Origin of the sequence: Geobacillus sp. C56-T2 (genome assembly GCF_007829715.1) — a bacterium.
GTDB classification, from domain to species: Bacteria; Bacillota; Bacilli; order Bacillales; family Anoxybacillaceae; genus Geobacillus; species Geobacillus icigianus.
Map to the genome: position 1 here is coordinate 58,208 of NZ_VJWB01000001.1, position 22,476 is coordinate 80,683.

Genomic DNA, 22,476 nt, shown 5'->3' on the forward strand with positions numbered 1-22,476 from the left:
TAACCGCTTCGGTTACGTCTTTTGTAGTATCATACAACGGGAGGGGCGCCAAGATTGAAACTGTTTGTTGGGCTTGGAAACCCGGGCAAAGAATACGAACAAACCCGGCATAATATCGGTTTTTTTGTCATTGATGAGCTGGCCAAACGTTGGGGGGTGTCGTTAACGGTCGCCAAGTTTCGCGGCCTGTTCGGCACGGCGGTAGTTAACGGCAAAAAAGTAGCATTATGCAAACCATTGACATATATGAATTTATCAGGGGAATGTGTCCGTCCCCTCATGGACTACTACGGCATTGCCCTCGACGATATCATTGTCATTTACGATGACCTCGACCTTCCACCGGGGAAAATCCGCCTTCGCCTCAAGGGAAGTTCCGGGGGGCATAACGGCGTCAAATCGTTGATTCGACACCTTGGCACGGAACAGTTTAAGCGCATCCGCATCGGCATCGGCCGGCCAACGAACGGGCAGCCGGTGGCTGACTATGTGCTCAGCCGCTTTGCCGACGAGGAACAAGGAGCGGTGGAAACGGCAGTGCTGCGGGCAGCCGACGCGTGCGAACGGGCGTTGTCCGTGCCGTTTGCCCAAGTCATGAACGATTTTAACGAGTGAATATTTTCCTCCGAACTGGTGCACAATGTGAGTATACGATTGTGGCGGAACAATCCAGTGAGGAGGTTGTCACAGATGGCGCTCCATTACTATTGCCGGCATTGCGGAGCAAAAGTGGGAACGATTGAGCAAATGCCGATCTACAGCGAAAAGTTGGGCTTCCATCATCTCACCGACGAAGAACGGCTTGACATGATTTCATATGAACCAAACGGCGACATTCATGTCAAAACCATTTGTGAAGACTGTCAGGAAGCGTTGACGCGAAACCCGGAGTGGCATCAATACGAAAAATTTATTCATTAGAGCTTTGGGCGACCAAAGCGTTTTTGCGTTTGCGCCAATTCAAAACGGGCGTTGAGAGGAGGGAGAATAGGGGTGCTTTCGCTGCATCGCTATTTAGCTGAAAATCAGGATGTTCGCACCATTATCGAAGGGATTCGTGTCCGCTTAAAGGAACAGCTTGTCGCTGGGCTGTCAGGGTCGGCCCGGTCTGTTTTTATTTCTGCCCTCTATCAGGAAACGGATCGGCCGCTCTTAGTCGTCGCGCACAATTTGTTTCAAGCGCAAAAAATGTATGATGATCTCGTTGCGCTGCTCGGGCCGGACGAAGTGTTTCTCTATGCGGTCAATGAAGTTATTGCCGCGGAAATGGCGGTGGCCAGCCCGGAACTGAGGGCACAGCGCCTAGAAATTATGAACCATTGGCTGCAAGGGGGAAAAGGGGTCGTCGTCTGTCCGGTGGCTGGGGTGCGTCGTTTATTGCCGCCGCCGTCGCTTTGGAAACAATATTTGTTCACGTTTTCTATCGGACAAGAGCTTGAGTTGGAACGTTACAAACAGCTGTTTGTCGACATGGGATACAAGCGGGTCGCCACTGTTTCCGCTCCTGGAGAGTTCAGCATCCGCGGCGGCATCCTTGATATTTATCCATTGACCGCCGAGCTGCCGTACCGCATTGAGCTGTTTGATACGGAAATCGAATCGATTCGCACGTTCACCCCTGACGACCAACGTTCACAAGGGCAAATCGAGCGCATCATGGTCGGACCGGCGGAGGAAATCATTCTCGATGGCGAAACGCGGCGCCGCGGCGTGGAGCGGATTGAAGCGCAGCTTGCGGTGAGTTTGGAGAAAGTAAAAGACGAGTCGGCCAAGCAGCGGATGTACGAACAGATTCACGCGGAACTTGAACAGCTGCGCGCCGGGCAAGAAGTCGAACAACAATATAAATATATGTCGCTCTTTTATGAAAAGGCTGCTAGTTTACTAGATTATATGCCGGAAGATGGCGTGCTCCTCATGGATGAAATGAGCCGCCTTCAAGAGGCAGCGGAGCGGCTGGAACGCGAAGAAGCCGAATGGTATACGAGCCTGCTCGAGAGCGGAAAAATGATCCATGACGTTCCCCTTTCGCATTCCTTTTCTGAATTGTTGCAAAAGCATCGATTGCAACGAGTGTATTTGTCTTTGTTTTTGCGCCATGCGCCGCATACCCATCCGCAAAATGTCGTCAATATTACGTGCAGGCAAATGCAAAACTTTCATGGCCAAATGGCGCTGCTTCAGTCGGAAATCGATCGATGGAAAAAGGCGAACTATGCCGTCGTTTTTTTGGCGCCGAACGCCGAGCGCGTGAAAAAGCTGCAATCATTGCTTCAAGATTATGAGATTGACGCGCTGCCGCTCGCGCGCGATGCAGCGCTGCTATACGGCAAATGTCAGCTCCTCCAAGGCGATTTAAACACCGGGTTTGAATTGCCGCTGCAAAAACTCGCGGTCATCACGGAAGAAGAGCTGTTCAAAAAGCGGGCGAAACGCCCGGCGCGCCGGCAGAAACTGTCCAACGCCGAGCGGATCAAAAGCTATGCCGAACTGCAAGTCGGCGACTACGTCGTCCATGTGAACCACGGCATCGGAAAATATTTAGGCATCGAGACGTTAGAAATCAATGGAGTGCATAAAGATTACATCCATATCCAGTACCAAGGCGGCGATACGCTGTACGTTCCGGTCGACCAAATGGATCAAGTGCAAAAATACGTCGGCTCGGAGGGAAAAGAGCCGAAAATTTATAAGCTTGGCGGCACGGAATGGAAAAAGGTCAAAAAGAAAGTGGAATCGTCCGTCCAAGACATTGCCGAAGACTTAATCAAGCTGTACGCTGAGCGCGAAGCAAGCAAAGGATATGCGTTTTCCCCGGATACGGAGATGCAGCGCGAATTTGAAGCGGCGTTTCCGTATCAAGAGACGGAAGACCAGCTTCGCTCGATTGAGGAAATCAAGCGTGATATGGAGAGCGACAAACCGATGGACCGCCTCCTTTGCGGCGATGTCGGCTACGGGAAAACGGAAGTGGCGCTGCGGGCGGCGTTTAAAGCCATTATGGACGGCAAACAAGTCGCCTTCCTCGTGCCGACGACGATTTTGGCCCAACAGCATTACGAAACGGTGCGCGAACGGTTTCAAGGGTTCCCGATCAACGTCGGGCTGTTAAATCGGTTTCGGACGAAAAAACAGCAGGCAGAGACCATTAAAGGGCTCAAAGACGGGACGATTGATATGGTCATCGGCACGCATCGGCTACTGTCGAAAGACGTGAAATTCAAAGATTTAGGCTTGCTCATTATCGACGAAGAGCAACGGTTTGGTGTGGCGCATAAAGAAAAAATCAAACAGCTGAAGGCAAACATTGACGTGCTCACCTTAACGGCGACGCCGATTCCGCGCACGCTCCATATGTCGATGATCGGGGTGCGCGATCTGTCGATCATCGAGACGCCGCCGGAAAACCGATTCCCGGTGCAAACGTATGTCATGGAATATACGCCGGAGCTCGTCAAAGAGGCGATTGAACGCGAGCTCGCCCGCGATGGGCAAGTGTTTTTCCTTTACAACCATATTGAAGACATCGACTTGAAAGCGGAAGAAATCGCCCAGCTTGTCCCGGAAGCGCGCGTCACTTACGTGCATGGCCGCATGTCGGAAACGGAGCTCGAATCGACGATTTTGGCGTTTTTGGAAGGGCAATACGATGTGCTGGTGACGACGACGATCATCGAAACGGGCATCGATATACCGAATGTCAACACGCTCATCGTCTATGACGCCGACCGCATGGGACTGTCGCAGCTGTACCAGCTGCGCGGGCGCGTCGGCCGCTCCAACCGCGTCGCGTATGCGTATTTCACCTATCGGAAAGATAAAGTGCTCAACGAAGCGGCGGAAAAGCGGCTGCAAGCCATCAAAGAGTTTACCGAGCTCGGCTCCGGGTTTAAAATCGCCATGCGCGATTTGTCGATCCGCGGCGCGGGCAACATTCTCGGTGCCGAACAGCACGGCTTTATCGACTCGGTCGGATTCGATTTGTATTCGCAAATGTTGAAAGAGGCGATTGAAAAACGGCGCGGCATCAAGCGGGAAGATGAGCAGCCGGATGTCGTCATTGATATCGAAGTCGACGCCTATATTCCGGGCACATACATTGCGGATGAGTTGCAAAAGATTGAGATGTACAAGCGATTCAAGGCGGTCGAGACGCTTGAGGATGTCGAAGCGTTGCGAGAAGAAATGGTCGACCGCTTTGGCGATTATCCGGATGAGGTCGCCTATTTGTTCCAAATCGCTGAGATGAAAGTGCTGGCCAAGCAGTTGGGCGTTGAGTCCCTGAAGCAGCATAAGCAGCAAATTGACATCATCTTTACAGAAGAGTCATCGAAAACGGTGGAGATTCAGCGTCTGTCGGATATCGGCCGCCAACATGGGCGCCTGTTCGGGTTCGGCATGGACGGAGGCAAGCTGAAAATCGTGCTCTATATTAAGGGGATGAAGACGCACGAATGGCTGTTGATTTTAGAGCAAACGCTGCGGAGGCTGTCCGGGATGGAACAAGAAAAGTCGGTGACGGCATAATTAAGAAAAAGTTTTCACATGTTTATCGTTTTCTGCATGTGGCGATAATGAAGGATGGGCAATTTTATCTAAAATGGCCAAAATCACTTTCATCACGTATAGAACGCGGATGATGAAGGATACTAATGACAGCAATGGTGAATTCCCCATGATCAAGGGTTCATCGGAGTATCCTTCAAATCCTATGATGAAAGTGAGGTCATATGAAGGCATGAAAGCAACCGGTATTGTTCGTCGCATCGACGATTTAGGAAGGGTTGTCATTCCGAAAGAAATTCGCAGAACACTGCGCATTCGTGAAGGGGATCCGCTCGAAATATTTGTTGACCGCGATGGAGAAGTCATTTTGAAAAAATATTCGCCGATCAGTGAATTAGGCGACTTTGCGAAAGAGTACGCTGAAGCGCTGTTTGACAGCCTCGGGCAGCCTGTGCTCATTTGCGACCGCGATGTGTATATCGCTGTCGCCGGCGTTTCGAAAAAGGAATATATGAACAAAAGCGTCAGCCCGTTGGTGGAAAAAGCCATGGAAGACCGTCATTCCATCCTTCATACCGAGGAAGGGGAAGTCGAGCTTGTGGATGGGATGACAGAAACGTTGAAATCATACACGATTGGCCCGATTGTCGCCAACGGCGATCCGATTGGAGCGGTCATCATTTTATCGCGCGAGAAAACCATTGGTGAAGTGGAACATAAAGCAGCTGAAACGGCGGCCAGCTTTTTGGCTCGACAAATGGAGCAATAAATGAACTGTGAGGGAAAGGCGTCCCCAACCTCGGTTGGGGCGCCTTTTTTGTGCTTCCTGCTGCGCATTTCGGCCGTCGCTTTTGTCTGTTGGACGAAAGTTGCGTTATAATATCGAGCGTAGCCGTGGCATTGGGCGGTGTCGCCCGCCCGTTGCCATCGAGGAGGAGAAAAGTGGGAAACGCATGGAAAGGAGCGGCCGTTTTGACCGCGGCTGCTTTGGTCACCAAACTATTGAGCGCCTTGTATCGCATTCCGTACCAAAATATGGTTGGCGATATCGGTTTTTATATTTATCAACAAATATACCCGATTTATGGCATCGTCGTCGCCCTCTCGCTGACCGGCTATCCGGTCGCTGTCTCCCGGCTCATTGCCGAACGAATGGCGGTGCCGGATGCGGCGGGGGCGGCCGCTGTCGGTCGCGCTGCCTTATTCGTGCTCGGGGCGATCGGGGCGGCGCTGTTTGCTTTGTTGTATATCGGGGCGGAGACGGTGGCTTTATGGATGGGCGACCGGCGGCTGGAACCGCTTTTGCGGCAGCTTTCTTTTTCCTTTTTGCTCTTTCCACCGCTCGCTTGGCTGCGCGGATATTTTCAAGGCCGGCACGACATGGCGCCGACGGCGATGTCCCAGGTGGTGGAGCAGTCGGTGCGGGTGACGGCGATTTTAGGGTTGTCGTATTGGGTGCTGCGGCGCGGCGGTGACGATTACGCCTGCGGCATGGCGGCTATAGCTGGCACGCTCGCCGGCATGGTGGCGGCGCTGTTCGTTTTGCTTTGCTTTCTCGTCCAGCGCAGGCCGCAGGGCTGGAGAGAGCCCGCGCCGCCGGCTTTGACCCGACGTTTTGCCCGCCATCTGTTAACGGCCGGCTCGCTCGTCTGTTTGACGAATATGGCGTTGACACTCATTCCACTTGTTGATTCGTTTTTGTTCGTCCCGCTTCTCAAAGAGGCGGGGACAAAGCTGAATGAGGGGCAATGGCTGAAAGGAGTATACGACCGTGGACAGCCGCTCATTCAGCTCGGCACGGTGGTCGGCACGTCGTTTTCATTGGCGCTCGTTCCGTTGATTTCGGGCGCGCGCCGGCCGGACGACGCGACCGCTCATGGAGCGTTGGCGATCCGGATTGCCGCCGTCATCGGCGCTGGTGCTTCGCTCGGGCTCGTTTGTCTCATTCGTCCAATCAATCAAATGTTGTTTGAAAACACTCACGGCTCGCTGCTTCTTGCCGTGCTGTCCGCCTCTGTTTTTTTCACCACCATCGCGCTGACCGCTTCAGCGCTCCTGCAAGGAATCGGGAAGGAGCGGGTCGCGGCTGTTGGAGTGGCGATCGGCGTGGCGGGAAAAATGGCGCTCATGCATTGGTTTGTTCCGCTATGGGGAGCGCTTGGTGCGGCTGCCGCTACGACGGGGGCCTACGCGCTGATGGCCGCCTTTTTGTACGCGGCGTTGCCGCGAGAGTGTCGGGCGGCCGGCTATCGCTGCGCGTTTCCGATCGTGAAGGCGGCAGCGGTGATGGTCATTGTGCTCCGAGGTTATCTATGGGTGTTGACGTCTGCTTTCGACGGACGTCTATGGGCGGCGGTCGCAGCGCTTGGCGGCTCCGCCATTGGCGCGGCCGTGTATGTGGCGTGCATCGTGAAAAGCCGCGCGTTTTCTGAACGGGAATGGTCGATGCTGCCGTTTGTCAGCTCATTTCGTTTACGGATAGGAGGAAAGTGAGTGGCGATGAATACGATTCATGTTTTCGGGCTCGGCGCCGGGGATTTTGAACAGCTTCCGGTCGGCATTTATCGAAAGCTGAAGCGGGTGCATCCGCTCTTTTTGCGAACGAAGGAACACCCGGCTGTCAAAGGGCTGAGAGAAGAAGGAATCGCGTTTGTGTCATTTGATGATGTGTATGAAAAGCACGGGCAGTTTGCCGATGTGTATGCAGAAATCGCCAAGCGATTGACGGACGAAGCGAAGCGCGGCGATGTGTTTTACGCCGTCCCCGGCCACCCGCTCGTTGCCGAACGGACGGTACAGCTTCTGTTTGAAGCGGAACAGAGCGGCGCCTGCCGGGTTGTCATTGAAGGTGGGCAAAGTTTTTTGGATGCTTTGTTTGCCGCGTTGCGCATTGATCCGGTTGAAGGATTTCAATTGCTTGACGCGACCGCTTTCCGCGGTGACGAGTGGTCGCCATCGCTTCACGCCGTCTTTTGCCAAGTCTATGATTCGTTCGTCGCTTCGAATGTGAAGCTGTCTTTAATGGAACAGCTTCCCGACGAATATCCGGTCTATATCGTCACCGCAGCGGGAACGACAGCGGAGCAGGTGAAACGCGTGCCGCTCTACGAACTAGACCGGCAGACAGCGCTCGACAATTTGACAAGCGTTTATGTCCCGCCGGTTCAAGATGAATCCCTTCTTTATCACCGGTTTGAGACGCTGCGCCGCGTCATCGCCGCACTGAGGGGGCCGAACGGCTGTCCGTGGGATCGGAAGCAGACACATGCCTCATTGAAACGTTATTTGCTAGAGGAAGCGTATGAGCTGCTGGAAGCGATTGATGAAAACGATGATGACCATATGGTCGAAGAACTCGGCGACGTGTTGCTGCAGGTGATGCTTCATGCGCAAATCGGCGCTGACCGTGGACAGTTTTCGATCGATGACGTGATCCGCACGTTGACGGCCAAAATGATTCGTCGCCATCCGCACGTATTTGGCGATGCGACGGCCGAGACGGCGGAACAAGTGGTTGAGAATTGGGAAGCGATCAAGCAGAAGGAAAAAGGGAGCGAGAGGGCGAAATCGATCTTGGCTGATATTCCAAAAAGCTTGCCGGGGACGATGCGGGCGTACGAACTGCAGAAACAGGCAGCCAAAGCCGGATTTGACTGGGACGACGCCGCTCCGATATGGAAAAAAGTCGAAGAAGAAATGGCTGAATTTCGCGCGGCAGCGTCCGGCGCCCGCCGGAACGAGCTGATCGGCGAATTCGGCGATTGGCTGTTTGCCCTTATCAATCTCGCCCGCCACTATGACATTCAGCCGGAAGAAGCGTTGCAAATGGCGAATGATAAATTTGCTCGCCGCTTTGCTTACATCGAGGAACAAGTGCGGAAAAGCGGCCGGCCGATCGCTTCATTTTCGCTCGCTGAGCTCGATCGTTTTTGGGATGAAGCAAAAGAACAAGAACGGCAGGAGGGATGATCATGCGCTTGGATAAGTTTTTGAAAGTCTCCCGGCTCGTAAAGCGCCGCACGCTCGCCAAAGAAGTGGCAGATCAAGGGCGGGTATGGATTAACGGCCATGTCGCCAAGGCGAGTTCGGACGTCAAAATTGGCGATGAACTGACGATTCAATTCGGGCAAAAACGGGTAACGGTAAAAGTGACCGCAGTCAAAGAAACAGCGAAAAAAGAGGAGGCTGCCGAACTGTACGAACTCATTCGCGAAGAGCGGACCGCCCCCGAACCGGAACAGGATGACGTCTAATTTGGTTTGAAGCTGAAACGCCTTGACGGAATTGACGAACGAGCCGCCCGAACCGGAACAGGATGGCGTCTAATTTGGTTTGCAGGCTTGTTCTAAACCGTCCCCTGCTGACATACATATGGTACAAACAGCGAATGTGCCGGCTTTCATGACCAATATGGAAATGCGGGGGATGATGAGCATGAATCGACATGATGAATTTAGCACAAGCGCGAATAAAGGTCCGGTCCAAGAACATGATGTGATCATGCGCGGCCGGCGTCTTCTCGACATCACTGGGGTGAAACAAGTCGAGAGCTTTGATAATGAAGAGTTTTTGCTTGAAACCGTCATGGGCTTTTTGGCCATCCGCGGGCAAAACTTGCAAATGAAAAATTTGGACGTGGAAAAAGGCGTCGTTTCGATCAAAGGCCGCATTTTTGACCTTGTGTATTTAGACGACCATCAGGAGAAGGCTAAAGGGTTCTTTAGCAAGTTGTTCAAATGAGCATAAGCATCCAGTTTTACACCATGCTGGCGATGATCGGCATGGGGGGCTGGATCGGCATGGCGTTCGATACGTACAGCCGCCTTTTCAAGCGGCATGAGCGGGCGCATTGGCTCGTGTTTGTGAACGATGTGCTGTTCTGGGTCGTGCAGGCGCTGTTCGTGTTTTACGTGCTGCTGCTCGTCAATGAAGGCGAGCTTCGCTTTTATTTGTTTCTCGCCCTTTTGTGCGGGTATGCCGCCTACCAAAGCTTGCTCCGTTCATCGTATGTTCGACTGTTGGAGCGGCTCATTTGGTTGGCGGCAAGGGTTGGACAGGCGCTTGCTGAACTGTTCCGCGCCGTCGTCGTTCGCCCGCTCGTTTTCGTTGGACAGATCGGACTTGCGCTGCTTTTGTTTGTCTTTCGGCTGCTCGTTTGGGCGACCCGGTTCGGCCTGCTCGCCGTCTGGAGGACGATTCGGCTGCTGCTTGCCCCGTTCGTTTGGGCGGCCATGAGCATTTGGCGCCGCATGCCGCCTCCCCGACGGGCGATGGTGGCAAAAATTTTGCGCCCTTTCAAAGGATTTGCTGGACAAATCGAGAATACAAAAGAGAAAATAGGCATGTGGCTTGCGAAATGGCGAAAGTAAAGAGGTGCAAAGGCAATGAACGTGCCCCGGAATATGAATGTGACAAAGCTCCCATCGATGTACACGGCTAAGCAGGAGGAGAAAAAGCAGCGGGCGGCAAGAAGGCGGCGGGCGGTGGCCGTACGCTTGGCCTTTTGGTCCGTATTGTTGGCATTGCTCGCTTCCGGCCTTATGTATTTGTTGCACTCCCAAGCGAAAGCGATCGATGCGAAACGGACCGAAGAGCGAAAGCTGCAGGAGCAGCTGGCGGAGCTTCAGCGGCAGGAGAAGCAGCTGAAAAAAGAGATAAAAAGGCTGCATGATGATGACTATATCGCTGAGCTAGCGCGAAAAAAATATTATTTATCGAAAGACGGAGAAATCATTTTCGTCCTGCCGGAAAAATAATGATGTTCATCCATGCCCGTTTTATACGGGCGTTCGTCATATTGACACGCATTTTTCCCATTCGCTATAATGAAAGAAACATCATATTTCAAGCGTTTTAAGGAGGAGCACTTTTTTTATGTCGATTGAAGTAGGCAGCAAGTTACAAGGCAAAGTCACAGGCATTACGAAATTTGGGGCGTTTGTGGAGCTGCCGGAGGGGGTCACGGGACTCGTTCACATTAGCGAAGTGGCCGACAACTATGTCAAGGACATCAACGACCATTTAAAAGTCGGCGATCTCGTGTACGTGAAAGTGATCAACGTCGGTCAAGATGGAAAAATCGGCTTATCGATTCGCAAAGCCAAAGACACGCCTTCTTCGCAGCGGCCGCGCCATCGGGGCCACGATCGCTCCGCAGCGGACAGCCTTGAACAAAAAATCAGCCGTTTTTTGAAAGAGAGTGAAGACCGGTTGGCATCGCTGCGCCGTCATACCGAATCAAAGCGGGGAGGTCGTGGGGCGAGACGAGGGTAACTTGCTGCTGAAAGACTGCGATGGGAACGATCACGAAAAGCGGAATCTACAAGCATCCATCGGATATGGATGCTTTTTGTTTCGCGCGGCCAACAACAGGATGTATTTTCCATTCACCTTTTTCGCTTATGTGTATTGACAACGGTCGTCTTCTTCGTTATGATAGTAACTGTTGCACGAGGCGGTGTAGCTCAGCTGGCTAGAGCGTACGGTTCATACCCGTGAGGTCGGGGGTTCGATCCCCTCCACCGCCACCAAATCTCATACAAAACGGCCCGTTGGTCAAGTGGTTAAGACACCGCCCTTTCACGGCGGTAACACGGGTTCGAATCCCGTACGGGTCATGGAAAACGAGCATGCGCTATCAAGCGACATGCTCGTTTTCTTTTTTGTCTTCTGCTGTCGGAAGAGGGGCATCGGCGGCGGTTTTCCGTAGAAAACGTCGAACGATTTTTGATTTTTCTCTTTTGTTTTGACAAATTTCTGACAATTGAAGCGATATAATAGGGGGTAATAGAAAGGAAAAGGAGAGGATCGGAAATGGAAAGAGCGGAAAGAGGGACGGTGCGTCGCATTTCGGAAGTGCCGATGAACGAAACGCAGGCGACGGTGTCGCGTTGGATGCGTCATGTGAAGTTGCGTCTTGGCCATCTGTTCGTTCATCAAGGCTTTTTGCTTCTTCTTGTCGGCTTTTTGCTTGGACGAGCCCTCATCTTATCAAAACTGACACCGTTTGCCTTGCCGTTTTTTGTGTCGGTCTATATGCTGCGCCGTGACAAGGCGGCTTTTGCCTTCGTTTCCTTGCTGGCCGGCGCTTTGACATTGTCGTTTGACGCTGCGCTGTTTGTCGGCTTATCCATGTTTGCGTTCCTGCTGATTTATGGCTGGGTGCGAAAGGTGATTAGCGAGTCGCTGAAAATCGTTCCGTTTGTTGTATTTGTGCTGTCGTTTTCCGCTAAATGGCTCATCTCTTATTATTGGCTTGGGGAGCGGACGGCTTACGACGTGGCGATGGCTGTGGTCGAAGCCGGGCTGTCGCTCGTCTTGACATTGATTTTCATGCAGAGCATTCCGCTGTTGGCTGCGCGGAAACATCGACATACGCTGCGAGCGGAAGAGATCATTTCCTTGATTATTTTGCTCGCCTCCATGCTGACGGGAATGATCGGCTGGACGCTGTCGGGGTTGGCGCTCGAGCATGTGGCATCGCGCTATCTTGTGTTATTATTTGCGTTTGTAGCTGGAGCAGCGACCGGCTCGACCGTCGGCGTCGTCACCGGTCTCGTTTTGAGCTTAGCCAATGTCGGCAATTTGTCAGAAATGAGTTTGCTGGCGTTTGCGGGGTTGCTTGGCGGGCTGTTAAAGGAGGGGAAAAAGCCGGGGGTTGCGCTCGGCCTACTCATTGCCACCTTATTGCTCGGCTTGTACGGATCAGGGAAGGCCGAGATCATGCCGACGCTTTTGGAGTCGCTCATCGCTGCCGCGCTGTTTTTCGCCACCCCCCGTTCGCTGACGGAGAAAATGGCGAAACACATCCCTGGTACCGCCGAATATGTGAACGAACAGCAGCAATACGTCCGCAAAATTCGCGATATGACGGCACAGCGCGTTTATCAGTTTTCGAACGTCTTTCAGGCGCTGGCGGAAAGTTTTTCCCCCGAGCCATTAAGGGAGGCGGCTGAATATGAGGAGCGCGAGGTCGATTACTTTCTCAGCGACATTACGGAAAAGACATGCCAAACGTGCTTTAAGAAAGTGCAATGCTGGGCCGACAACTTTCATACGACGTATACCTATATGAAACAAATGATGCGTGAAGCGGATGAACAAACGATCGGACAAAACCAGTCGTTGATGCGCGAGTGGGAGCGGTACTGCGTCAAGGCGGGCAAAGTCGTTGATGCCATTGAAAAGGAAATGGTCACCTATCAGGCGAACCGCAGGCTCAAACGGCAAATCCATGAAAGCCGGAAACTAGTGGCGGAGCAGCTGCTAGGCGTTTCACAGGTCATGGATGATTTCGCCAAAGAAATGCAAAAAGAACAGGAAAATCATTACTTGCAGGAAGAACAAATTTATCACGCGCTGCAAGAGTTTGGCGTCGAAGTCGGACATGTTGACATTTACAGCTTAGAAAAAGGAAATATCGACATTGAAATGAGCATTCCGTATTGTGAAGGGCGCGGCGAGTGCGAAAAGCTGATCGCCCCGATGCTGTCCGATATTCTCGGCGAGACGATCGTTGTCAAGCGCGAGGAGTGCGCCGCCTATCCGAACGGGTATTGCCGCGTCGCTTTCGGTTCGACAAAGGCGTTCGTCGTCGAAACGGGCGTCGCGTTCGCGGCAAAAGGCGGAGGATTCATTTCCGGTGACAGCTATGCAACGATTGAGCTTGCGACCGGCAAATACGCGGTCGCCATCAGCGATGGCATGGGCAACGGCCAGCGGGCGCATTATGAAAGTCGCGAAACACTGCGCCTGTTGCAAAAAATTTTGCAGACGGGAATGGATGAATCGATTGCGATTAAGTCGATCAATTCAATCTTAGCGTTGCGGACGACCGAAGATATGTATGCGACGCTCGATTTGGCGATCATCGACTTGCAAGACGCAACGACCAAGTTTTTGAAAATCGGTTCGACACCGAGCTTCATTAAGCGCGGCAACAAAGTGATGAAGGTGGAAGCGAGCAATTTGCCAATGGGGATTATTAAAGAAGTGGAGTTTGACGTGGTCACCGAGCAGCTGAAATCCGGCGATTTGCTCATTATGATGAGCGATGGCGTGTTTGAAGGGCCGATCAATGTGGAAAACCACGATCTATGGATGAAGCGGAAAATTCAAGAATTGAAAACGAACGATCCGCAGGAAGTGGCCGATGTGATTATGGAGGAAGTGATCCGGCAATGCGGAGGGGAAATTGAAGATGACATGACGGTCGTCGTTGCCAAAGTCCGACACAACACTCCGAAATGGGCGACCATTCCCGCTTATATGTACATGAAAAAGGCGCAGTAGTCGGGGTATAAAAACCGTTCCCTGCGGCGATGATGGTAATACATTCGTCAAGGAGGGGGAACGAACGTGCGAACAGGAACATTGCGGCAAATTTTGCTCATTACCGATGGTTGTTCCAATCATGGCGAGGACCCGGCCGCCATGGCGGCGCTCGCCCGCGAGCAAGGGATTACCGTGAACGTGATTGGCGTGTTGGATCAAGATACAATCGATGAAAACGGCCGCCGGGAAATCGAGGCGATCGCGGCCGCCGGCGGCGGCATGAGTCAAATTGTATATGCGAAGCAGCTGTCGCAGACGGTGCAAATGGTGACGCGCCAAGCGATGACCCAGACGCTGCAAGGGCTCGTCAATCGCGAGCTGAAGCAAATTTTAGGCTCGAACGCTTCGCTCGAGGATTTGCCGCCGGACAAGCGCGGCCAAGTGATGGAAGTCGTCGATGAGCTCGGGGAAACGGTCGCACTTGAGGTGCTGATTTTAATCGACACAAGCGGAAGCATGAAAACGAAACTGCCGACCGTCAAGGAGGCGCTCGTCGATTTGTCGCTCAGTTTAAACGCGCGCATGGGCACCAATCGGTTTTCGGTCTTGATTTTCCCGGGAAAACGATCGCATGTGGAAAAAATGGTCGACTGGACGCCGAGAATGGAGGAGTTATCGGCGATTTTTCCGAAGCTGGCATCGGGCGGACTGACGCCGACCGGGCCGGCGCTGCGCGAAGCGATCGCCTATTTTGAGCGAAAACGGTCGCTAAGGAGCTGGATCGGCCATGGCGATGAGCCATACGTGGAAGAGTCATCTTTGTAGCTTGCCGCCGGGTACGATCATCACCGGCAAATGGCACGGCCATTCGTATCGGCTGCTGCGGCGGCTTGGCAGCGGGGCCAACGGCGTTGTCTATTTGGCGGAGAACGGGCGGAATCGGGTCGCTGTCAAATTGAGCGATGATTACGCGTCATTGGCGTCGGAAATGAATATATTGCGCCGCTTTTCCAAGGTCCAGGGAGCCGCCCTCGGGCCTTCTTTGCTGGAAGCCGATGACTGGCCGAGCCCATTCGCCCGAGGCACGATTCCGTTTTACGTCATGGAGTATATTGAAGGAGAGCCGTTCACGGTTTTTGTCCGCCGCCACGGAAAAGAGTGGGCGCCCGTGCTGCTCGTGCAGCTGTTGTCGGTGCTCGAGCGGCTGCATGAAGAAGGCTGGGTGTTCGGTGATTTAAAGCCGGACAATTTAATGGTCACCGGCCCTCCGCCTTCGGTTCGGCTATTGGACGTAGGAGGGACGACGCTGCAGGGCAGGGCGGTCAAAGAGTTCACCGAATTGTACGACCGCGGTTACTGGGGGCTTGGATCGCGCAAAGCCGAACCGTCGTACGACTTGTTTGCCGCCGCCATGGTGATGATAGCTTCTTGTTACCCAGGTCCGATAGAAAAAAAGGGGAACGGACGGGCGCAGCTTTTTGCCCTCATTGAAGCGGACCGTTTTCTTTCACGCTATAAGGAAGTGCTGCAAAAGGCGCTTGACGGCCGATATGCAAAGGCGGCCGAGATGCGCCGCGACTTATTGGCCGCTTCCGCGCATCGGCCAACCACCCACAACGTTCGTCGCCAGACAGCGCCGAGCCGCCGACCTAGCCGGCGAACGAATAGGCGCCGCAAAGCGAGAGGGGTAGTGGAGACCGTCCTGATTGCCGCCTTATTGCTTGGCCTCTATGGCTTTTATATTTATCGGCAGCTGTCAATGTAACGATCAGCAAACGGAAGTTTTGAGAAAATAAGATGAACGTGTTACGATGAAGCTAAAAGGGTGAAGAAGGGTTTTATCGATGATCGAGAAAGTGCGTGCGTTTATCGACAAGCATCGGCTGCTTGCCGAAGGAACGACGGTCATTGTCGGCGTCTCCGGGGGGCCTGATTCGCTCGCGTTGCTGCATGTTTTGCTTTCGCTTCGCGGCGAGCGGAAGCTGCGGCTTGTCGCTGCCCATGTCGACCATATGTTTCGCGGCCGGGAATCAGAAGAAGACATGGAGTTTGTGAAACATTTTTGTGCCCAGCATCGTATTGTATGTGAGGCGGCGCAAATCGATGTTCGAGCGTTTCAGCGGCGCATGGGCATGGGCGCCCAAGAAGCGGCGCGCCGCTGCCGTTACGATTTTTTCGCCAAATTGATGGAAAAACATCAGGCTCAGTACCTCGCGTTAGGCCATCATGGCGATGATCAAGTCGAAACAATTTTGATGCGGCTCGTCCGCGGTAGCACGAGCAAAGGGTACGCCGGCATACCGGTGAAGCGGCCGTTTCAAGGAGGCGATCTCATCCGCCCGCTTTTGGCCGTCAGCCGCGCCGAAATCGAAGACTATTGCGCCAAAGAAGGATTGGCCCCGCGGCGCGATCCGAGCAATGAAAAGGACGACTATACGCGCAATCGGTTCCGTCATCATATTATCCCGCTGCTGCGGCAGGAAAATCCGCGCCTGCACGAACGCTTTCAGCAATATAGCGAAATGATGGCGGAAGATGAACGGTTTTTAGAGGAATTGGCGTCAGAGGCGCTGAATAAAGTAATGGAAAACGAGCTTGGCGATGTCGTGCTTCGCATCGGCCCGTTTTTAGCGCTGCCCCGACCGCTGCAACGCCGGGCGCTGCAAGAGCTGCTACTCCGTCTTTATGGCGGCGTTCCGCCAGCGTTGACATCTGTACATATCCATCATATACTGATGCTTTGTGAAAGCGGCCAACCTTCCGGGACGCTTGATTTGCCGCAAGGGCTGCAAGCGGTTCGTTCGTATGACCGCTGCTTGTTCACCTTCGGCCAAAAACTGGGCGGAAAAGGGTATCGGTTCGAGCTGCCCGTTCCGGCGCGATTGCCTCTCCCAAACGGGCGCGCAATTGTCAGTGAATTTCGGGAACACTATCCGGGAAAGCAGGCGGGCAAAGACGTGTTCATCATCGATCCCGCTTCCATCGCGTTGCCGCTTTACGTGCGGACGCGCCGTCACGGCGACCGCATGGTGCTGAAAGGAACGGGAGGGACGAAAAAGCTGAAGGAAATTTTCATTGAAGCGAAAGTTCCGCGGATGGAGAGGGATTGCTGGCCGGTGGTGGAAGATGCCGACGGCCGCGTCCTTTGGGTGCCCGGCCTGAAAAAGTCGGCTTTTGAAGCGAAAAACCAAGGGAAAGGCCCATATATTTTGTTGCACTATCAGGCGATGAACAGCTAGGAGGAAAAAAGATGGGGATGAAAGACGATATCCAAAAAGTGCTGATTACGGAAGAGGAAATTCAGGCAAAAGTCAGGGAACTTGGCCGTCTGTTGACCGAAGAATATGAAGGCCGTTTTCCGCTCGCTGTCGGCGTCCTCAAAGGAGCGATGCCATTTATGGCCGATTTGCTTAAGCATATCGATACATATTTGGAAATGGATTTTATGGATGTGTCAAGTTACGGCCATGCGACGGTTTCATCCGGCGAAGTGAAAATCGTCAAAGACTTGAACACGTCAGTGGAAGGGCGCGACATTTTAATCATTGAAGACATTATTGACAGCGGGCTGACGCTCAGCTATCTCGTTGACTTGTTCCGCTACCGGAAGGCGAATTCGATCAAAATCGTCACGCTTCTTGACAAGCCGTCTGGGCGGAAGGCGAACATTCAAGCCGATTACACCGGATTTACCGTCCCGGATGAATTCGTCGTCGGCTATGGGCTCGATTACGCGGAAAAATACCGCAACCTCCCGTTTATCGGCGTCTTGAAGCCGGAAGTGTACCAGAAGTAGAACCGTTGTTGCGCGCCGGCCGAATTGTTTGTATTTCAGCAAATTTCTATGATAGTATTGAGTATAGTGTGTTTCATATGGGAGGAGGCAAGCAATGAACCGGATTTTCCGCAACACCATCTTTTATTTGCTGATTTTCCTCGTCGTGATCGGCGTTGTCAGCTTTTTTAACGGAACGAATCAGCGGACGGAGCCGATGACGTACGATAGGTTTATCACTCATCTGGAAAACGGGGATGTTGAATCGTTTTCCATTAAGCCGGAGCGCGGCGTATATGAAATTAAAGGGCGATTGAGAACATATAATGAGGGGCAGTATTTTTCCACCTATGTCGTGAACAGCGATAAAGTGCTTGACCGCATTGACGCTGCGGCGGCGCGAACGCGGGTGGAAGTGGTGCCGGCGGATGAAACGAGCGGATGGGTGACGTTCTTTACCTCCATCCTCCCGTTTGTCATCATGTTTATTTTGTTTTTCTTCTTGCTGAATCAAGCGCAAGGCGGCGGCAGCCGGGTGATGAATTTCGGCAAAAGCCGGGCGCGGCTGTATACGGATGACAAGCGGAAAGTCCGTTTCCGGGATGTGGCTGGGGCGGACGAGGAAAAAGAGGAACTCGTCGAAATCGTTGAGTTTTTGAAAGACCCGCGCAAATTTGCGGAGCTCGGCGCCCGCATTCCAAAAGGAGTGCTGCTTGTTGGGCCGCCGGGGACAGGGAAAACGCTGCTGGCGCGCGCGGTCGCAGGGGAGGCGGGCGTGCCGTTTTTCTCGATCAGCGGGTCGGACTTTGTAGAAATGTTCGTCGGGGTCGGCGCCTCGCGCGTGCGCGACTTATTTGAAACGGCGAAAAAAAATGCGCCGTGCATCATCTTCATTGATGAAATTGACGCCGTGGGCCGCCAGCGCGGCGCCGGTCTTGGCGGTGGCCACGATGAGCGCGAGCAGACGCTCAACCAACTGCTTGTCGAAATGGACGGCTTTAACGGCAACGAAGGGATCATCATTATCGCGGCGACGAACCGACCGGACATTTTAGACCCAGCGCTGTTGCGGCCGGGCCGTTTCGACCGGCAAATCACTGTCGACCGGCCGGATGTCAAAGGGCGCGAAGCGGTGTTGCGCGTGCATGCCCGAAACAAGCCGCTCGATGAATCGGTTGACTTGAAGACGATCGCCATGCGGACACCGGGATTTTCCGGCGCCGATTTGGAAAATCTGCTCAATGAAGCGGCGCTTGTAGCTGCGCGCCGCAACAAAAAGAAAATCGATATGAGCGACATCGATGAGGCGACGGACCGGGTAATTGCCGGACCGGCGAAGAAAAGCCGCGTCATTTCCGAAAAAGAACGGCGCATCGTCGCGTTTCACGAGGCCGGCCATACGGTGATCGGCATGGTGCTCGCCGATGCGGAAATGGTGCACAAAGTGACGATCGTTCCGCGCGGCCAAGCCGGCGGCTATGCGGTCATGTTGCCGAAAGAAGACCGCTACTTTATGACGAAAGCCGAACTCATGGATAAGATCACCGGGTTGCTCGGCGGGCGCGTTGCCGAGGAAATTGTGTTCAACGAAGTAAGCACCGGAGCCCACAACGATTTCCAACGGGCGACGAACATCGCGCGCCGCATGGTGACGGAGTTTGGCATGAGCGAAAAGCTCGGACCGCTTCAATTTGGCCAACCGAGCGGGCAAGTGTTTTTAGGCCGCGATTTGCATAACGAACAAAACTACAGCGACAAGATCGCGTATGAAATTGACCTAGAGATTCAACGCATCATCAAGGAATGCTACGACAAAGCGAAACAAATTTTGACCGAGTACCGGGATAAATTGGATTTGATCGCCAATACCTTGTTGGAAGTCGAGACGCTCGATGCCGAACAAATCAAGCATTTGTTTGAACACGGTACGTTGCCGCCAGACCGCAAAGGGCGCGACGAGACCGGGGATGTCAAAATCAACATTCAAAAGAAAGACGAATGAGAGCGGATGTCTCTGTTTTGGAGGCATCTCTTTTTTTTGCCGCTGCGCCGGGAAGAGAGCCGGCTTTTTGGCGGCAATTATGATATGATAGAGAGGGGAATTTTATTTGTGAAAAGTGAGGAATGAAGCGATGATTTTTGTCTTGGATGTCGGCAATACAAACACGGTGTTAGGAGTTTACGACGGCGATGAACTGAGGCACCATTGGCGCATTGAGACGAACCGGGCGAAGACGGAAGACGAGTACGGCATGACGATCAAGTCGCTTTTCAACCATGTCGGTCTTCAGTTTTCCGACATTCATGGCATCATCATCTCATCGGTGGTGCCGCCGATCATGTTCGCTCTTGAGCGGATGTGCGTAAAATATTTTCATATTAAGCCGCTGATTGTTGGTCCCGGCATTAAAACCGGGCTTGACATCAAATACGAAAACCCACGCGAAGTCGGAGCTGACCGAATTGTCAATGCGGTCGCCGGCATCCACCTGTACGGCAGTCCGCTCATCATCGTTGATTTTGGCACGGCGACGACGTATTGTTACATTAATGAACATAAACAATATATGGGAGGGGCCATTGCCCCGGGAATTATGATCTCAACCGAAGCGCTGTTCGCGCGGGCGGCGAAGTTGCCGCGTATTGAAATCGCCCGTCCGGACGATATTGTTGGCAAAAATACAGTCAGCGCCATGCAGGCGGGCATCGTGTACGGTTACGTTGGGCAGGTGGAAGGGATCGTTTCCCGAATGAAAGCCAAAAGCAAAGTTCCGCCAAAGGTGATTGCGACCGGTGGTCTCGCTCCGCTCATTGCCAGCGAGTCGGACGTCATTGATGTCGTGGATCCGTTTTTAACGCTGACAGGACTGAAATTGTTGTATGAGAAAAATATAGAGAAAAAAGGATGAAAGGCTTGATGGAGATGAACGATTATTTAGTGAAAGCGCTCGCTTATGATGGACAAGTGAGGGCGTATGCGGCAAGGACAACGGAGACGGTTGCCGAAGCGCAACGCCGCCACCAGACGTGGCCGACCGCCTCAGCGGCCCTCGGCCGGGCGTTGACCGCCGGCGTCATGATGGGGGCGATGCTGAAAGGCGAGGAAACGTTGACGATAAAAATTGACGGCGGCGGCCCGATCGGCATCATTTTGGTCGACAGCAACGCCAAAGGGGAAGTGCGTGGCTATGTGACAAACCCGCATGTCCATTTTGAACTGAATGAGCATGGGAAGCTCGATGTGGCGCGGGCGGTTGGCAAAAATGGGATGTTGACGGTCGTGAAAGATTTAGGCCTGCGTGACTTTTTCACCGGACAAGTGCCGCTTGTTTCCGGGGAGCTCGGCGATGATTTTACGTATTATTTTGCTTCGTCCGAGCAAATTCCGTCATCGGTCGGCGTAGGTGTGCTCGTCAATTCCGATCATACGATTCGGGCGGCGGGAGGTTTTATCATCCAGTTAATGCCCGGAACGGACGAGCGTACGATCACCCGCATTGAAGAGCGATTGAAACAAATTCCGCCCGTGTCGCGCATGATTGAAAGCGGGCTCAGCCCGGAGCAGATGCTCGAACAGCTGCTCGGCGATGGCGGCGTGCGGGTGCTCGAAACGATGCCGGTGTCTTTCGCTTGCCGCTGTTCGCGCGAGCGGATTGCGGACGCCTTGATCAGCCTAGGGGCTGATGAAATCCAAGACATCATTGACAAAGAAGGCAAGGCCGAGGCTTCATGCCATTTTTGCAACGAAGCATATCATTTTACCAAAGAGGAACTGGAGCAGCTCAAGCAACTCGCCAAAAAAGGATGAAAACATCAAAATGATTGACAATTACGCCAATAACTGATACATTGGAAACAAATTCGATAAAATTAATCGGGATTAGGGGTGGAATCATGGCACGCACAGTCAACTCGATCACGGAATTGATCGGCGATACGCCGGCCGTGAAATTGAACCGCATCGTCGATGAAGACAGCGCGGACGTGTACTTGAAGCTGGAATTTATGAACCCGGGCAGCAGCGTCAAAGACCGGATTGCGCTGGCGATGATTGAAGCGGCGGAAAAAGCAGGCAAGCTGAAGCCGGGCGATACGATCGTTGAGCCGACAAGCGGCAACACTGGGATCGGTTTGGCGATGGTCGCGGCGGCGAAAGGGTATAAGGCGGTCTTGGTCATGCCGGATACGATGAGCTTGGAGCGCCGCAACCTGCTGCGGGCGTATGGGGCCGAGCTTGTGCTCACACCCGGCGCACAAGGGATGCGCGGCGCCATCGCCAAGGCGGAAGAGCTCGTCCGCGAGCACGGCTACTTTATGCCGCAGCAATTTAAAAACGAAGCGAACCCGGAAATTCATCGCTTGACGACCGGCAAAGAGATCGTGGAGCAAATGGGCGACCAGCTCGATGCGTTTGTCGCCGGCATCGGCACGGGCGGAACGATTACAGGTGCTGGAAAAGTATTGCGCGAGGCGTATCCGAACATTAAAATTTATGCCGTTGAACCGGCCGATTCGCCGGTGTTGTCTGGCGGCAAACCGGGTCCGCATAAAATCCAAGGAATTGGAGCCGGGTTTATTCCGGATATTTTAGATACAAGCATTTACGACGAAGTGATCACGGTGACTACGGAAGAAGCGTTTGCGGCGGCCCGCCGCGCGGCTCGCGAGGAAGGCATTCTCGGCGGAATTTCGTCTGGCGCCGCGATTCATGCGGCATTGAAAGTGGCGAAAGAGCTCGGCAAAGGGAAAAAAGTGCTCGCCATCATCCCGAGCAACGGCGAACGTTATTTGAGCACTCCTCTTTATCAGTTCGAAGAATAAGACTAGCGTTTCTCGGCAGGGGCGACCCTGTCGAATTTTTTATAGGGAGGATGACCGGAACAGCGAATCATTGTACAATAAGAGTAACGATGGACACCATA

Annotated in this window: 20 protein-coding genes and 2 tRNA genes; all 22 read left to right on the plus strand. The window is 53.3% G+C overall.

What is annotated here, in order from left to right:
* The first annotated feature begins 54 nt into the window (after positions 1-54).
* The 22 genes from pth (at position 55) to cysK (ending at position 22,375) form a co-directional block, all read left to right on the plus strand.
* Entirely contained in the window at positions 55-615 is a 561-nt protein-coding gene (pth, locus tag GC56T2_RS00295) for an aminoacyl-tRNA hydrolase (protein WP_144972302.1), read from the plus strand.
* Positions 616-690: 75 nt separating this feature from the next.
* The gene (fin, locus tag GC56T2_RS00300) at positions 691-921 is read left to right on the plus strand and encodes an anti-sigma-F factor Fin (protein WP_144972304.1); all 231 of its coding nucleotides are present in this window, start codon (positions 691-693) and stop codon (positions 919-921) included.
* A gap of 72 nt (positions 922-993) precedes the next feature.
* Positions 994-4,527, plus strand: a complete 3,534-nt coding sequence (gene mfd / locus GC56T2_RS00305; RefSeq protein ID WP_144972305.1) for a transcription-repair coupling factor — start codon at positions 994-996, stop codon at positions 4,525-4,527.
* 211 nt (positions 4,528-4,738) lie between these two features.
* On the plus strand, positions 4,739-5,275 hold the full coding sequence (gene spoVT / locus GC56T2_RS00310) for a stage V sporulation protein T (protein WP_033022422.1): 537 nt from the start codon (positions 4,739-4,741) through the stop codon (positions 5,273-5,275).
* 173 nt (positions 5,276-5,448) lie between these two features.
* Positions 5,449-6,999, plus strand: coding sequence for a putative polysaccharide biosynthesis protein (locus tag GC56T2_RS00315; RefSeq protein WP_144972307.1), 1,551 nt, complete (start codon positions 5,449-5,451; stop codon positions 6,997-6,999).
* A 6-nt stretch (positions 7,000-7,005) separates the two neighbouring features.
* Positions 7,006-8,475: a bifunctional methyltransferase/pyrophosphohydrolase YabN gene (gene yabN, locus GC56T2_RS00320; RefSeq protein ID WP_144976943.1), complete on the plus strand. Its 1,470-nt coding sequence runs from the start codon at positions 7,006-7,008 to the stop codon at positions 8,473-8,475.
* A 2-nt stretch (positions 8,476-8,477) separates the two neighbouring features.
* Positions 8,478-8,759, plus strand: coding sequence for an RNA-binding S4 domain-containing protein (locus GC56T2_RS00325; RefSeq protein WP_033022369.1), 282 nt, complete (start codon positions 8,478-8,480; stop codon positions 8,757-8,759).
* A gap of 181 nt (positions 8,760-8,940) precedes the next feature.
* Positions 8,941-9,246, plus strand: a complete 306-nt coding sequence (gene yabP, locus GC56T2_RS00330; RefSeq protein ID WP_144972309.1) for a sporulation protein YabP — start codon at positions 8,941-8,943, stop codon at positions 9,244-9,246.
* Positions 9,243-9,875, plus strand: a complete 633-nt coding sequence (gene yabQ / locus GC56T2_RS00335) for a spore cortex biosynthesis protein YabQ (RefSeq protein ID WP_144972311.1) — start codon at positions 9,243-9,245, stop codon at positions 9,873-9,875. Before yabP ends, yabQ begins: the two co-directional genes overlap by 4 nt.
* Before the next feature lie 15 nt (positions 9,876-9,890).
* Positions 9,891-10,262, plus strand: a complete 372-nt coding sequence (locus tag GC56T2_RS00340) for an FtsB family cell division protein (RefSeq protein WP_144972313.1) — start codon at positions 9,891-9,893, stop codon at positions 10,260-10,262.
* Positions 10,263-10,380: 118 nt separating this feature from the next.
* Positions 10,381-10,779, plus strand: coding sequence for a S1 domain-containing RNA-binding protein (locus GC56T2_RS00345; protein ID WP_033022363.1), 399 nt, complete (start codon positions 10,381-10,383; stop codon positions 10,777-10,779).
* A gap of 180 nt (positions 10,780-10,959) precedes the next feature.
* Positions 10,960-11,036, plus strand: a tRNA-Met gene (locus tag GC56T2_RS00350).
* Between the two features lie 15 nt (positions 11,037-11,051).
* Positions 11,052-11,123: transfer RNA gene (locus GC56T2_RS00355), tRNA-Glu, on the plus strand.
* A 196-nt stretch (positions 11,124-11,319) separates the two neighbouring features.
* On the plus strand, positions 11,320-13,797 hold the full coding sequence (gene spoIIE / locus GC56T2_RS00360) for a stage II sporulation protein E (RefSeq protein ID WP_144972315.1): 2,478 nt from the start codon (positions 11,320-11,322) through the stop codon (positions 13,795-13,797).
* Between the two features lie 66 nt (positions 13,798-13,863).
* Positions 13,864-14,604, plus strand: a complete 741-nt coding sequence (locus tag GC56T2_RS00365) for a VWA domain-containing protein (protein WP_144972317.1) — start codon at positions 13,864-13,866, stop codon at positions 14,602-14,604.
* Positions 14,567-15,544 (plus strand): protein kinase domain-containing protein, encoded by a 978-nt coding sequence (locus GC56T2_RS00370; protein ID WP_144972319.1) that lies wholly within the window; start codon positions 14,567-14,569, stop codon positions 15,542-15,544. The genes GC56T2_RS00365 and GC56T2_RS00370 overlap by 38 nt, the downstream gene beginning before the upstream one ends.
* Positions 15,545-15,623: 79 nt before the next feature.
* Positions 15,624-17,018, plus strand: coding sequence for a tRNA lysidine(34) synthetase TilS (tilS, locus tag GC56T2_RS00375; RefSeq protein WP_144972321.1), 1,395 nt, complete (start codon positions 15,624-15,626; stop codon positions 17,016-17,018).
* Positions 17,019-17,029: 11 nt separating this feature from the next.
* Positions 17,030-17,575, plus strand: a complete 546-nt coding sequence (gene hpt / locus GC56T2_RS00380) for a hypoxanthine phosphoribosyltransferase (RefSeq protein ID WP_144972323.1) — start codon at positions 17,030-17,032, stop codon at positions 17,573-17,575.
* A gap of 94 nt (positions 17,576-17,669) precedes the next feature.
* Positions 17,670-19,556: an ATP-dependent zinc metalloprotease FtsH gene (gene ftsH / locus GC56T2_RS00385; protein WP_144972325.1), complete on the plus strand. Its 1,887-nt coding sequence runs from the start codon at positions 17,670-17,672 to the stop codon at positions 19,554-19,556.
* Positions 19,557-19,686: 130 nt separating this feature from the next.
* Positions 19,687-20,463, plus strand: a complete 777-nt coding sequence (locus tag GC56T2_RS00390) for a type III pantothenate kinase (RefSeq protein WP_033022350.1) — start codon at positions 19,687-19,689, stop codon at positions 20,461-20,463.
* A 14-nt stretch (positions 20,464-20,477) separates the two neighbouring features.
* Entirely contained in the window at positions 20,478-21,362 is an 885-nt protein-coding gene (gene hslO, locus GC56T2_RS00395) for an Hsp33 family molecular chaperone HslO (RefSeq protein ID WP_144976946.1), read from the plus strand.
* Positions 21,363-21,448: 86 nt separating this feature from the next.
* Entirely contained in the window at positions 21,449-22,375 is a 927-nt protein-coding gene (cysK, locus tag GC56T2_RS00400; RefSeq protein ID WP_033022348.1) for a cysteine synthase A, read from the plus strand.
* The last annotated feature ends 101 nt before the right edge of the window (positions 22,376-22,476 follow it).